Annotated in this window: 15 protein-coding genes; all 15 read left to right on the top strand. The window is 39.5% G+C overall.

The annotated features are described in order from the left end of the window. The first annotated feature begins 2 nt into the window (after positions 1 to 2). The 15 genes from DI076_RS18410 to DI076_RS18340 all read left to right on the top strand — a co-directional run bounded on the left by DI076_RS18410 (position 3) and on the right by DI076_RS18340 (position 14,312). Positions 3 to 836, top strand: a complete 834-nt coding sequence (locus tag DI076_RS18410) for a hypothetical protein (RefSeq protein WP_167396558.1) — start codon at positions 3 to 5, stop codon at positions 834 to 836. Between the two features lies 1 nt (position 837). Next, complete coding sequence (locus DI076_RS18405; RefSeq protein WP_108961317.1) at positions 838 to 1,143, top strand: hypothetical protein; 306 nt, start codon at positions 838 to 840, stop codon at positions 1,141 to 1,143. Then, positions 1,144 to 1,557, top strand: coding sequence for a hypothetical protein (locus DI076_RS18400; protein WP_108961316.1), 414 nt, complete (start codon positions 1,144 to 1,146; stop codon positions 1,555 to 1,557). Further along, the gene (locus tag DI076_RS18395; protein ID WP_108961315.1) at positions 1,544 to 2,377 is read left to right on the top strand and encodes a hypothetical protein; all 834 of its coding nucleotides are present in this window, start codon (positions 1,544 to 1,546) and stop codon (positions 2,375 to 2,377) included. The genes DI076_RS18400 and DI076_RS18395 overlap by 14 nt, the downstream gene beginning before the upstream one ends. A 1-nt stretch (position 2,378) precedes the next feature. Continuing rightward, positions 2,379 to 3,110, top strand: coding sequence for a hypothetical protein (locus DI076_RS18390; RefSeq protein WP_108961314.1), 732 nt, complete (start codon positions 2,379 to 2,381; stop codon positions 3,108 to 3,110). Then, complete coding sequence (locus DI076_RS18385; protein WP_245918580.1) at positions 3,110 to 4,663, top strand: hypothetical protein; 1,554 nt, start codon at positions 3,110 to 3,112, stop codon at positions 4,661 to 4,663. Before DI076_RS18390 ends, DI076_RS18385 begins: the two co-directional genes overlap by 1 nt. 36 nt (positions 4,664 to 4,699) lie before the next feature. Continuing rightward, positions 4,700 to 6,919, top strand: coding sequence for a pyrophosphatase-like OB fold-containing protein (locus tag DI076_RS18380; RefSeq protein ID WP_135358402.1), 2,220 nt, complete (start codon positions 4,700 to 4,702; stop codon positions 6,917 to 6,919). Positions 6,920 to 6,997: 78 nt separating this feature from the next. Beyond that, positions 6,998 to 9,571: a ParB/RepB/Spo0J family partition protein gene (locus DI076_RS18375; RefSeq protein WP_135358401.1), complete on the top strand. Its 2,574-nt coding sequence runs from the start codon at positions 6,998 to 7,000 to the stop codon at positions 9,569 to 9,571. Between the two features lies 1 nt (position 9,572). After that, a complete protein-coding gene (locus DI076_RS18370) occupies positions 9,573 to 10,331 on the top strand; it encodes a hypothetical protein (RefSeq protein ID WP_245918578.1) in 759 nt (252 codons plus the stop codon). Then, positions 10,328 to 11,104, top strand: coding sequence for a hypothetical protein (locus DI076_RS18365; RefSeq protein ID WP_108961311.1), 777 nt, complete (start codon positions 10,328 to 10,330; stop codon positions 11,102 to 11,104). The genes DI076_RS18370 and DI076_RS18365 overlap by 4 nt, the downstream gene beginning before the upstream one ends. Before the next feature lie 25 nt (positions 11,105 to 11,129). Beyond that, on the top strand, positions 11,130 to 11,393 hold the full coding sequence (locus DI076_RS18360; protein ID WP_135358400.1) for a hypothetical protein: 264 nt from the start codon (positions 11,130 to 11,132) through the stop codon (positions 11,391 to 11,393). Next, positions 11,394 to 13,178, top strand: a complete 1,785-nt coding sequence (locus DI076_RS18355) for a hypothetical protein (RefSeq protein ID WP_108961309.1) — start codon at positions 11,394 to 11,396, stop codon at positions 13,176 to 13,178. It begins immediately after the preceding gene. A 3-nt stretch (positions 13,179 to 13,181) separates the two neighbouring features. After that, positions 13,182 to 13,631, top strand: a complete 450-nt coding sequence (locus tag DI076_RS18350) for a hypothetical protein (protein WP_108961308.1) — start codon at positions 13,182 to 13,184, stop codon at positions 13,629 to 13,631. 2 nt (positions 13,632 to 13,633) lie between these two features. After that, a complete protein-coding gene (locus DI076_RS18345) occupies positions 13,634 to 14,068 on the top strand; it encodes a hypothetical protein (RefSeq protein ID WP_108961307.1) in 435 nt (144 codons plus the stop codon). After that, positions 14,046 to 14,312 carry a hypothetical protein gene (locus tag DI076_RS18340; protein ID WP_108961306.1) on the top strand — a complete coding sequence of 89 codons (267 nt, stop codon included), beginning with the start codon at positions 14,046 to 14,048 and terminating at the stop codon, positions 14,310 to 14,312. The genes DI076_RS18345 and DI076_RS18340 overlap by 23 nt, the downstream gene beginning before the upstream one ends. Positions 14,313 to 14,314 lie beyond the last annotated feature (2 nt).

Below are 14,314 nucleotides of genomic sequence, written 5' to 3'. Positions count from 1 at the left end.
CCTTGTCACTCCCTAATCAAATACCTGCTCCGCTTATGCGAGGTAAAATGTTAGCAAATATAGATCAGAAAATCAACCAAGCTCAAGGAGATGCTAGTAAAGAACTAGTTGTCACCTCTATCGAGAAGTCCTCTTTGTCGGTCAAAATTGGATCTAAACCTTTCTATGTTCGAGAAAGTGATACAGGTAGAAAGTTTTATTGGAACGGCCTCAAGTTTGTCGACCTAACAAATGATCCTGGTATTCGCGCATGTAATACGTTGCGAGTCGCGGCTAATGTCGCTGATGCGGAAACCGTTGGAATTGGTGCAAGAACATATGAATTTGATCGTGCTGCTGACGGAGTTGTGTCTGGGAACATAGCTGTAAAAGGTCATGCGGATGATACACCTGGGAATGCAATTGCTGCACTTGTTGATGTTATAAATTCAGATCCAATTTCTGAAGTTACGGCCATTAAAATTTCTGCCAATGAAATGTTTGTATACCACAAAGTACCTGGTAACAAGACTACTCCCACTACAGAAACTCTCTTGGGAGCAAATAACGGATGGGCCGCTGCAACATTACTCAATGGACGTGAGCCAGGAAGTCAGGCATATTCAGTGATCCGGCGCGTTCCTACTGCGGTTGAAGTCGCTTTAGGTGTAATGCATTTCTATTTCGATTTCCCTCCTACATTGGCCGACATTCGAGTCGTTGCAACAGCGACTCCAGGTGTTCCTTTCGCCTGGGACGGTGCAGTAACAATTACTGGGAATAGACTCACGATTGACAACTCTGGCTCAGTCGATTGGTCAACTACGAACACAATCGTTCTTACGGTGGCAAAATAACGTGAGAAAATTTCTAGCAGCGCAGGATATTGCAAGAGCTCCGTATGCAAATCATTTTACGGAGCTCCACGATGCCAATGTTGTAAATTTGAATGATCAGCAAAAAATCTATGTAATCACTGAAGTGCGCTCTGGTGGTGCTTGGACCTGTGAATATACCAATTCATCTGCTGATGGTGAGGTCTATACCCGAAATGGTAGTGGGATCCAAACGTTTTTTCCGAAAGCATTCGTAGGTGAGAATTTGAAATTCACGGGAGTTACGGAAGTATCTGGATTTTTTATTCCTGCAGGTAAAGTATTTTAAATGGCTGCAATCCAAATTAAATCACAAGTCGCATTGGTAGAGGATTCAGGTGTACAAGTAGTATTGCCAGAAATGATAACTCAAAACGAATTCACCAAAGGTGCGCTTAGTGAGGCTATCATTATAGAAAATTCAGTTTCCGATACCATGGTTACTCCAATTGCAGTCTCGCTCGAATCTTATCCAAATACTACATGCATTGTATTGAAAGCAGAGTATGCCGAAAATGACTTCCCAAACGGAATCAAGGCAGGTGATAGAGCAAAATTCCAATTCAGATTCGATTCTGGGAATTGGTTTGAAGCCTATTCAGTGATTCTCGAAGGATACAAACCAAATTCTCCAGAGATACAAATTCGAGCACAAGGTACTGCAAAAATTCTAGTAAAGAGGACTGTCAGTGCAACAGAATAAACCGTATTGTTTTTTAAAATCTGCAACCGTTGAACAAGCCGAAATTGAAGGTAAGTTCATAAACATGCTTCTTAAAGTATCGACAGAGAAGCGTGACAAAGAAGGTGATATGTTCCTGAAAGGAGCATGGACCCACAAAGAGGATGTTGAATACTTCCAAAAGAAAGGTGTGATCGATTGGAATCACTTATCTCAAACATCTAAATTCGCAAAGTCAAATAATCCCAAAGAAAAAGCTGATAATGAATTGGTTAGCGCAGAAGCAATCCTTGGTGTTCCAAGTGGGCGAGGCCTGTTTCTTGGTGATGATGGATTATATTGCGAAGCTCGAATTAATGCAGAAAATAAATACATCAAACCATTTGTTCCTTTACTCAAAGCTGGATTTTCTGGATTGGAAGTTTCTGCAGCTGGTGGAGCATACCGTCCAAGTCCAGAAACAATTTCCAAATATGGAGAAAAGACTTGGGATCGTGCAAGGCTAACTCATATAGCCATTTGCCCTCCAGGTGAGGCAATCAATGATGAAACCCAAGCATTACTCTTAAAGTCTCATCTCGCATCTGAACTCGGATGGAAGGAAGAAGATGAGCCAGTACCAACCAAGTTTAATATTGATCCAGTCGGTTCAGTGTTAGAATTCATTTCTTCTTCTCCTGATTACAATCAGTGGGTTGCAAACAGACTAGTTGGTGCAATCGATTCTGGTCTTCTCCCAAAGGATTACCAAGCGATTTTTGAATTTGTTAAAAATCATGGTCTATCGGTAGAGAAGGCAAAACAATACGCAATTAAACTACTACAGGCTATGGAGGTCTGAAATGAATAAGGATTGGCAGAAACAGTTTATGGGACTTGTCTCCTCGTTTACCAAATCCAGTACAGGAGCAGAGGATACACCGCCACCTCCTAGTGCTGACGATGGTGGAACAGGAGCAGGAGAAGGTATCTCTGATGAATTTTTAGATAAATTGAAGTCAGCGATTGAATCAGGTGAGGTTGCAGTCGAAGAATCGGCTATCAAGGCTTACTGTAAAACGAATGGAATTTCTGAAGAAGACAGCGCGGAAATTTGGGGAATTATCTCTGAAGGGTTGAGTGATGAAGGTGGTGAAGAACCAGCACCTGGCTCAGATCCAGAAAGTGATATCCAGAAAGGTGGGAACAAGGCGATGGACCCAGACTTTGTGGCTTTTGCAAAATCAACAGCAATGGCTGTTAAAAGCGCAGAAACGCATGAAATGGCGATCGCTTCCTTAATTGAAGAGAATGCTGTATTCGCAAAAGAAAACCAAGAAATCAAAAAGGAAATCGCATTCTTAAAATCAGAACTCGGGAAAGTATTAAAACAACCGGTAGATTCAAAGAAACCGGTTCTTGATACTTCCGGGATCCCTGCACAATATGGAAGAGCTGAAATTATCCAGCTTATTTCCAAAGGTGTCCAGGATAAAAAATTAGCTCTCGGTGACTTGCAGACGTTCAAATCGTCCGGACGTCAAACTGAAGCTGTTGTGGAATTTTTAAAAAGTTCATCCAAAGGGGGAAACTAATGAAACTCAACTTAAAATTCACTTTGATTGGTGTTGTTTCAACAATTCTCTTCTGCATTGGCCTCCTCCATCTTGGAGGCACTGAGACTGTTATGCTCGGGTTATTAACCCCATCATTCGGTTCGCTAGAAGAAATCAGAAACTTCATGAAGTCATTTAACGCAAATAGCGACGGTATTACCGACGTTACTGCTCTCACAAATGGTGCTGCGACAACTATGCACAATTTGGACGAAGAGATGGTTCTCTTAGCACAGGATTCAGACGAATATAACTTCTTGAATACTATGTTCTATCGAGATACCAAATCGACTCTAAACGTGTTTGGTCAAATTCTCGATTGGGGTGGCAATGGCGATTTCTCTTTCGTAGGTGAAGTTGACGACGCAGAATTCAAAGATGTTTCCATCAAGAGAATCTCAAAAACGGTTTCTTTCCTCGCGGAAGGATATGCAGTATCTAAGGTTTTGGATATCCAAGACACAGGTTCTTATGATCCAGAAGCGATCCAAGTTCAAGGTGCGATTAACCGAATTATGCAAACTCTTGCTTATGGTGCATGGTATGCTGAGAAGGCTATCAATCCACTTGAATTCGATGGTTTTGTAACTGAACTTAAGAATGCTGGACAAGTTTATGATGCTCGCGGTGGTTTTCCGGAAATTAAAATCATTAAAGAATTAGCAGTGAATATCAGAACAAACTTTGGTATGGTAAACGAATTTTGGCTCCATGATGGTGTTAAAAACGTATTGGATACATACTACACTGAATCCAAAGAATTTTTTACCCAACCGAATAACGGATCTATGGCAGACATTGGATACAATATCCCAGGTTTAGTTGGTGCTCCACTTAAAGATAAGAGGCTGGAATTTAAAACTGATCTTTGGATGAACCGTCATCTAGTTGAATTGCCAACTTATAGAGATGCCAATGGTAACAAAGTATCTGGGAAAACAAATTCTCTAGCTCCTGATGCACCGAGCATTGCGTTAGCAGTATCCGGTGGCCCAGTTTTGGGTTCTGAGTGGCTTCCGAAAGATACCAAAAATTCTTCTGGTGTTGATGCTGGAGTAAGTTATCGAGTGGTTGCTTGTAACAAATCTGGACGTTCTGCTCCAAGTGCGATTGTAACTTCTGGTGCAATGAGCGCAGGTAAATCAATCACAGTAACAATTACACCTGCTGGAAGTGGGTATGCGGCTACTTATTTCCAAATTTTCCGTGAGACATCACCTGGTTCTGGAGACTTCCGATTGACAGAAAGAATCGTGAAATCTGCAAACCCTACCACTGTGTATGTTGATCTCAATGCTTGGCGCCCAGGTTGCACAGAAGGTGTTGTGGGTGATTTCAATTCAAGATCTGCTCTCGACCAGAAGCGAACCTACCAAATGTTGCGTATGTTGCCTTTGTTACAAACCAAGTTCTCACCGAACGCAGTTTATCAAAGAAAACTAGCGGGTATGGTCGAATGGTATGGTGGTCTTGCGGTTTTACAACCAAAGAGATTCTATTTAATTAAGAACTTACCTACTACACTCGTATAGGTTTGAAATTATAAGGCAGGACTTAACATCCTGCCTTTGCAATATAAAATGCTCACTGCAAATAGCCAAGTTAATACAGACATAGGAAATTTGACTGGGGGAGCAGCGCTTCAGAAAGATCCTTTTTCCAAATCTATCCGAGGCAAAAACTTCAAAGAATATATAAAATCTCTCAAGGGAAAATTTTTCCAAAAATCTCATCTTAAAATTTCAAAAGAAGATTATAATTCCAATCCTACTCATTCTCAAAAACAAGCAGGGAACTATAAAAAAGCCCACGTCAAAGTTCAAGGATTCGATATTTCCATCGAAAATCCCAAGGGAACGTATAGATGTGGAAAAGATTCCAATGGCAAAGAATGGAAAAATAAAATGGTTCACCATTATGGCTATTTCAAAAGGACTCTTGGAAAAGACGGTGATCATATCGATTGCTTTATTGGTCCAAACATAAAATCGGAACTAGTTTTCATAATCAATCAAATCAAGCCTTCATCCGGAATTTTCGATGAGCATAAAGTCATGCTTGGATTCGATTCTTTGGAAGAAGCAAAAGAAGGATATTTAGCAAACTATACTCCTGGTTGGAAAGGATTAGGCGATATCCAGTCCATGACTTTGGATCAATTTAGAACATGGTTAGAGAAAGCTGATACCACCAAGAAAGCAAAAGCAGTGATTATTAAATCCTCTTTAAAAAACTTTTTCGTAAAAAGTAATAAAGCCCAAGTAGGTGAAACTCGTACTTGGTCCGATGGGAAGCAGCATCGTAAAACCGACAATGGATGGGTAGAAGTCTCCAGTAACAAGCAGACCAGTACTCCTTCTCAAGACTCAAATGATAAACGAAAATCAAATGTAGATTCAAATTCTGGTCAAAATAAAACTTACGAACAGAAAGCTGTTGAGGCACTTGAAAGATGGAAGGAGTTCGAGCAACTTGCGAAAGAGAGAAACAAACAGAGAATTTCTAAAATGAAGCCAGAGAAGAGAAACGAGGCATTTGATATTAAAAATGCCGAACCAGGTGATATCGTTAGGATTGAGAGACCAATAGATGGACGCGTAAATCGAGGCCACCTAGCGAAAGTTTTGGATAAGATTGATGGTCATCTAAAAGTTATGCTCCCTTCAGGAAGTATTTTTCTATTTTTGGCCGCAGATCTAGCTTTTGCAAAATCAAGTAAAAAGCATTTCATTGATAAATTGCTCCCCTTCAATAAAGGAAAACTCGCTCAGGTTGGGGAAATTAGAACATGGTCTGATGGGAATAAATATCGGAAAGAATCAAATGGATGGCGAATGATTGGTGAGAGCGAGAACAAGGCTGCACATCAAACAACTTCAAAAAAAGCAGGTATGTCCAAAGAAGAACATTCGCAAGCTACCGAAAAAGCCATGCAAAATGGAATTAAAATTCCTGTAAAAGTATTACGAGAATACCCCGCACTTCTTGAAAAATATCCAAAATATAAGGAAAGAGCGAGTGCTATAGATTCTCTTTCTAAAGGGATTAAGAAAGGAGAGAAAATTGGTAATCAGTTGGAGAAGACCGCAAATACATTAAAACAAGGGAAAATTCCCGATGCAATCAAATCCATCAATTTAATCAAAACCAATCAGAGTAGTTCAAATAAAACCGGTGAAGCCAAAATCCAAGCTTCTGAAAAATTGAATAACCTAATGTCATCCAAAGGTCAACTTAAAGGAGCAGTTAAAAAAATAAAATCGGAAGCCAAACTTAAACTCACTTCGAAAGAACAGAAAAGAGTGGATGACTTAGAGAACAAAAATCTTGCAACAGAAGCGATTATGGTTTATGCAAACAAACTTAAAAACAAAAAGTATTTGTTTGCACTAAAGGAAAACAGGAAAAAACATATTAAACTCGGCCATCTTAGTAGCGAACTCAAGAAAGAAAGAGATGATATTTATCATGAAGTAATGCGGGAGTTCAAATCCGATTCGGAACGACTTGGGAAAATCAATAAACCCGAAACCTTAACAGATTCACAAATTTTTGAAAATGTAAGGGATGCTTCCCTTCTCGATTCTAAGAAGCTACAGAAAAACGTTTCTCTAATTGATGTTCAAATAGCGATGGCAGAGAAGCAAGGAAACGCCAATGCACTTCGAAAATTAGAAGTCAAGGGAACGATTTACCGAGTCGCTCAACTCTTACAAAGTGATAAATCTATGACTAGGGATGACATTGCTTCTCTTGTAAGGCATGGCGCGGAATTGCCTGGCCAATGACCATAGCGAACTATTTCCGCTATGGTCTATCCTGAAAAGAATTGACTTTCATTGGGATCCATTCCTTTGTCCTTCCCCATGAATCAAAATCTTGCAATCATATTAAATTTCCTTAAAGGGAGCAAAGGCTCACAAGGAACGAATGTAAAATACTACAAGCGAGAACCAAAGGCGAAAGGTGGTTATCGTTATTGGTACACAAAAGAAGCGTATGATCGAGATCACAAAAAACAAGTACCGAAAAAGGAAGGCCAGAAAGAGCCTTCTATTTGGAGCAAGGTTGCAAGTTTTTTCGGAGTCAAGCCGACGGAAATCAATGCAAAGATTGAATCGGAATACAAAGAGAACTTGGATGCAATAACTAAGGAAGTTGGACCCGTCTCAAAACAGGATTTCTCCTCTCACCTAGCAGAATATTTAGCAAACAAAACCAAATGGGATACAAAATTTAAGGCAAAAAAAACCGAGCCTACAAAAGAAACTGCTGAACCAAAAGAAGAGATTGGTGACGACATCGATGTCGTCACCAAAGAGAAACAGGAAAAAACTCCAAAGGAAAAGGTCAAAGAGCAGGCAGATAAATTTCAGGATGGGAAAAAATGGAATCTGAAGCTCATGCAATTCATAGCAAGTAAGTATACTGATTCAAATGAGAAACATGGGGAGGGATCCTCTCAAGAAATTGTAAATAATTTGGAGAAACTTGGATTCACCAAAGAGCAAACTTCAGAAGTAAAAAACGCAACAAAATACAAATACCTTTCACAAAGTGGGAAGGAAGTGAGTTTTTTTTATAAACCTACGGAAGATAAATGGATTTGGTCTCAAGGATCAGGAGCTGAAAAATTTTATTCCGAAAAAGATCCAAAACAAGTTTTGTCACAGGCAAAGCACTCTATTGAAAGTCTCGGAGAGCAAGGTATTTCCAATTGGAGCGAAATCCCAAAATCCAAAAAAGATGAATTGGGTAAATTGCTGGATAGTTTGAAAAAGAATTCCAGCTTACCTAAATCCCAAACTGATACTAAGGAACTATCCAAATTAGTCAACGAGCAGGACCCGATTGAAGCTAAAATCGCTCAATCCTGGAATAAAATTGATACCATTCGGAAGGATAAAAGCCTCAGTGAGGATGAGTTTAGGACGGAAATTGAAAAAGCCCGTTCTGAATTAAGATCAGCAATGAAAGAAAAACAGGTGCGTGATGGTTTCAAAACACTTAGCGATCTAGAGAAAGTCGCATTTGAAGCATTATACAAGGTAGATGCACCTGACACATTTCCAGTTGATGCTAAAGGGAACGTAGACAAGAAAGCAATTTCGAATTACGTCAAAGAAAAACAAGCACTCGATCCTGATGCACGTTCCAAAGCAATGAAAGGGAATGATAATGCTAAGAAAGATGGTGCAATAAAAGCAATTTCTGAAATTAAAAAAAAAAGCCCTAAGATAAGATCGCAAGCACTTCGCATTTCTGGAGACAAACATGTCTATCGACAATCTGTGTCCGGGAAGACTTCAAATAAATTAAAAGAAGTTCCTGCTTCAGATATCTCTACAATTGAGCAATACACTGACGAGAAAAATTATAATCGAAAAGTTATAGAAGGAATCAAATCTTCAATTCTTGCCAAAGGTTTCGATCCTGGTTCTCCAATTAAAGTTGATAGAGATAAAAACGGTAAACTGACAGTAGTCGATGGACATCATCGTTTCACAGCCGTAAAAGAACTTATTTCGGAAGCAAAACTTCCAAAAGATACCCCAATCTATGTAATTGAGGAAAAATACAATTCTGAATCTGATCGTTTACTCGCGCAGGTCTCAGCGAACAAAAACAAGCGTGAAGTGGAACGGTTGGATGATGCAAAAGCCTACGCGAAACTTATCGAGCAAGGTAAGTCCGTACAGGAAATTTCAGAAAGAACAGGAGAGTCTACGGAATATGTCAAGGGAACCATTGCACTCAACAATTTAATTCCAGAACTTCAAGACCTTCTCCGAACCGATGCGAAAAAGAACATCCGTACATCAGATAAAGCAAACGATGGATCCAAAGAGAAAAGGGAATCGATTCCTGAGTCATTGGCAATCGTTATCGCAAAAAACGGGATCGATGAAGGAGGGAATCCCTCACCTACTATCCAAAGAAAGGCGTTCTCATGGTACAATCAAAACAAAGGCAAAGGAATTTCACCTAACCAAGTTAAGTCGTATATTGATAGTCTCAAAGCACAGAATTTTTCCTTCGGGAACGTGGACTCTACCGGTAGATCTGAAGTAGAACAGGAGGCTGTGAAATATGCAGGTGGCGAGGACAATGCGAGGGCAAATTCAGCAGGCTTCGAAAACTTACTAACAGCAATTCAAAAACCAATTCAGAAATTCCTTGGTGATACAATTACGGATCTCAATGAAGGAAAAGCGAAAGAACTAGCAGCTTCTATTATAGCAACGAAAGGTGAGAGTGCACTGGAAACAGAACTTGCAAGGCTATCTGATGCACTCAATAATATCGCTGCTTTTAGAGATTCATTGAAAAAGAAATTCAGCGAAATAAAAGCAGATTCCCAAACTCCGGATATGTTCGCTTTCAAAAGCTCGATTGGAACTTTCCTCAAAGCTCTGAAAAATAAAAATCAGGTATGTTAAAGTGAGTATTTCCAATGTGTTATCGCAAATCAAAAAGAGGCCTGAAAATTTCCCTCGATATTTTTCAGTTCTCCGAGAAGCTGCTGAAAAAATCCAGTCTCGATGGCTCTTCATGGCAGGCGAACGAGCGAAACTTGGGGTTAAAGCAGGAGGATTAGGTTGGTGGGGAGTTCAGTATCTTAGTAGAGGTCAGATACAAATCGAACAACAAGGCATTGGATATAAAATATTTTATTCAAAAGGATCTGGGAACTATGATGTTGATAAAATTGCCGAAAACGGTAGAGGTGCTTTTGATATTGTTCAAAGCCTATTGAATAATTCAAAGAAAGTCAGAATATCTAAAGGTGGGAAAAAATATTTAATTGTTCCCATGGCATCTAACGAAAGCCAAGCGGACGTAGTCATGAAAATTATTGGGAGTCACAAGGAAGAGTCACCAAATGGCGGATTTGTAACTCGGAATAAATATAGTTATACCAAGCTAACAGACAAAAAGAAAGGAACTAAAACATTCCAATTTTCTCAAACTCAAGAAAGAGGTGGAAGCAGTAGTTCAAATCATAATTTGATAATGGTGACTTCGGATTCCCAATGGAAGCCTTATCCTGAAATCAAGGGACAGAAATTTTCAGCCAAAATGCAAAAGGTTGCTGATCAGCTTCTTACAAGCGAACCCTTTCTCAAGGCGCTTGCCGAGGCTATTATAATCGATCTTCAAGAGAATAGAATCAAGGCTCAAAAGGAAAAACGGAAATGATATTATCAATGTGGCAATTGGATCCTGAATTTCGGATCATCCAAGAGTTGAAAGCACTCTACCTAGAGACTGGTTTGGGAGATAGGGGCATTTCTTGTGATAAAATTGTTCACCCGGGTCATCCACTGTATTCAATCGCTTCTGTCCCTTCCGGGGAAGGGGCTAAAGATTCTGATTCATTTTTCCCAAAAGTTGGGGTGGAATGGTCAGATGATGAACCCTCTGATGATTTAGCTGGGAATTACAGAATTTTCCCTTTTGATTCACAGATAAAAAACAAAATTATCGCCTATAAAAATAAAAAAGATTCTGAATACGAACATTTTGGATACAAACAATTTGATAAGATTCTAAAATCAACTAACTTTGGTATAGTGGAATCTTACACCTCACATATCGTTTCAAATGTAAACATATCTGGTTGGGGAGGAAGCGGCAACAATGGAAGGAAAACGGCCCAAGAATTATATAAGGCGACGATGTCAGTCCTTCCTTTTCTCAAACACAACATACAAAAGAAATTTAAGGCTTCAGTAAGTCTTGAAGGGAAACCTGCTCTTAACGTAGAAGCACCTCAAATCGGAAGAGGTGCATGGGGTTTCGAAGTAATGTTATCAGTAAGGCAAATCAAAAGAGAGTTTAGGTTCACTGAAGGAACTCTCATTGAAAAAGCTGATGTTTACTTTGATGGAGTAGGGACTCTTCCCGGTAAAGAAAAGCTAGGAAAATCAAACAGAAACATGAATTTTCATCCTCTCAAATCAAAAATTTAGTTGATAATTTTGGAGTCTAGTTCCCTTGTCACTTCCCATGCAAGGGACTCAAGATTCTAACGTCGAAACAAAGCAAAAAGCTACAAAAGTCGTGGATGCTTCACCTAACAAAGAATTGGTAAAGGATCCAACTGCAAAATTCATTGAGTCCAAACCTGAACTTGCCCGTTATTCTATGGCGCAAGTATTCCGGGAGTTTTTGGTAAAGAACCATGGAAAGTTTAACGGTTTGAAGGCCAAAGATGATTACGAGAAAGCATTTCAGGAATTTTGGGGAGTGAAAAAGTAAATGGGCGTTTTAGGAAAAGCATTCGAGGGACGTTCTTACGTTCGACCAGGTTCGAGAGGAAAATTTCGTGCTAAGGATCAAATCCCTGGCGATTCTGTTGATCTATTCACTCAATTAATTATTGGGCAAGCCGACAATGGTGTAAATTGTAATGATACAAATTTACCAGATGACGAAAGATATTATATTTTTTACTCGTTCGATGAGGCGAAAAAAGTTCTAGGTGGTGGCGAACTTTTGGAAGCGATTATGCTTGCAGATACTCCATCTAGCGAAGATGATTTTGCGCCTGGACCACAAAGATTCATAGCACTCAATACAAGAGCAAATGTGGCTGCAAGTGCATCCATTCCATCATTAAAATCAGGACAATCTCATACTCTTACCTTCCCTATCCCTGGGCCGAAAGGTAAAAAAGTTCGATTCCGTAAAACGGTAGCGACTAAACAAATTGAGATTGGTGATAACGAAGGTATTCTTACCTCCCCTGCTCTTGAACAAAAAGTTTTAACTATATCTTATTCCGGAGATGCGACTTCTGCGATTCTTTCCGTTAATGGAACCGCTTTAATTGTTACTTTGGCAGGTCAAAATGATGGATCACTTTCACTTTCTGTTCCATTTGCTGATTATCCTACAGCTATTGAAGCTGTGGATTATATCAATTCTATCCCATTTTACACTGCGTCAATGATGTCCAATGCAACATTTTTGATGTCCAATTTGGATCATGTTGAAACTGAGGATGCAATTTCAGTAAAAAGTCCTGCTATTGCGACTGTCTATGCTGATTTGTTTGCTGAGAAGAATTGGATTGAATCTACAGGATTTGCAGTATTTACAACGGCAGCGACCGTTAAAAAACCTTTTGCAAACAATACAATATTCACCTACCTAACTATTGGTGGTACAACAGGTACGGAAGGAGTTACTGCTGTTAAAGATGCGATTACATTTGCAAAGAAAATTCCTGCAATGTATCGTAATATTCTCGCATCCTCCTTATCTGACAAAGTGCATTTTAAAACCGCTTGCTTTGATATGATTTCTCCGGATGGGGGGAAGGAAACGATTGGTGGATGTGGTGGAGATTTGTCGTTATCTGTTGATGCAAGGCGTGAGGAAGCCCGCACTTTAGGTGTCTATTGGATGAACTACGGACTAGAGAAATTTGTTTACTTTGGTCTTGATGGTAATCAAAAAACTTATCCTGGTTATATGCTTTCTGTTTTAGATAATGCAATTTCTGCTGCAAACTCTCCTCGACATTCCCCAACCTGGAAAGCACTCAATATCCTCAAAAGCGCTGAAAACCTGATCGATTCTGTTCGCGATGCTTCTATCCGTGATGGTGCTTTGGTTTTAACTAAGAATCCTGTCACAGGTGCATGGGTGATCGAAAGATCCATCACAACCGAACGAAAAGACAATATCATACTCAACGAAAAGAACAGTGTTGCCGTTGCCCTAACTATGGTTCGTGAACTCAGGGAAGGATTTAATTCTCGATTTATCGGTCGTTCAACGGTGGATGAAAATGCAAAAGTCCAAGGTGTGACAGTTGCAGACGTAAAGGGATATGTGGAACAGAGACTTCAGTCCTTTGTTGAAAAAGGTTATTTGGTAGGCTCCTCTGCTCTCGGTGTTGATGCTTTCCAAAAAGATTTCGTTGTCGAAGTTGATGGCGACACTTGGTATTTTCGATCGCTCGAAGGTACGGTGATCTCACCAGTGAATTTCATTTTCTACATTCTCTCTCTTGATACTCTCAAAGGAAGTGCATAAGCCATGCCAGATATCTCAATTGGTGACATACCAGATACTTCGATCCTAGTTGGGTCCAATGCTCAAGTCTACATAGATGGAAAACTTGCTGCTTATGTGGATGATATAGATGTCGATGAAAACTATAACCAAACTGACATTCGTGCAATTGGTGATTTTTTCCCGAAGGATACAAAAGCATTATTCTTTGATGGCTCATTTTCTGGAAAAATGTGGGTTATCACGGATGAAAAAGATCCTGGCTCCATAGTAAAGTCTCTCCCTGATTTAACAAATATCTTAACTAAAAAAGGAAATTTGTGGGAATTTAGGGAAAAAAGTACTGGGAAAAGAATTATGCGTTGTGTTGCAAAACTCAATACTCGCAGAACAAATATTTCAACTACTCAACCAAGTGTTAGAAACGTTTCCTTTAAGATAATTCGAATTCAACACATGGAAGGTGATAACTAAGTATGGGTCTATTCCCTGGAGTCGAAAGAGAATTCCAATTTGAAGTTGATGGTCATAAATTCGGAGGAAGATTCCCTCTTCCTTCAGATCGTCGTAATATAGATATTCTCATTTCACGTAGATTAGGTGGTGTTTCACTCGATTCAATTCCAAACCAAACTTATACATCGGAATATGTTTTTGTGACTTTGAACTATACAATATCTGATAGACCTTCAGAACTAGAAGGGTTAGATTTTGCGGATATCCCCGACGAAAATTTTACAGTCTCTGTTTGGAAAGAATATTCGAAGCTAGAAAAGGCCTATCAAGCGGGTCTAAAAAAAAATAACCGAACCGTTGTATCTACAAAAGCTTCTGCAAAACAACCTAGACAGTCTTCTAAATCTCTATCTTCTAAAAGAGTTCCGGATATTGCCGAGAGGGTACCAGACTAGCGAGGATTTCCAAACAGAGGAAAAACTTGCGATATTCCTTGCGGAATCAGTTCGTCCTGATTTTGAACAAATTCAAAAGTATATGGGCACAAAAACGAAAATCGAAGAACTCGAGAAACGGCCATTATCTCATTGGATAGATAAAGGTATAAGTCAACTTCCAAAAGCAGACCAAGAACGAATTGCACGATCAAAACGGGCAAGTGAGATCGCTGAACTAAAACAACAGATAGGTGAGGCATAGTC

Source organism: Leptospira ellinghausenii (assembly GCF_003114815.1).
GTDB classification, from domain to species: Bacteria; Spirochaetota; Leptospiria; order Leptospirales; family Leptospiraceae; genus Leptospira_A; species Leptospira_A ellinghausenii.
Note: the sequence above shows the minus strand (reverse complement) of the source record. Positions and strands in the feature narration are given on the sequence as shown.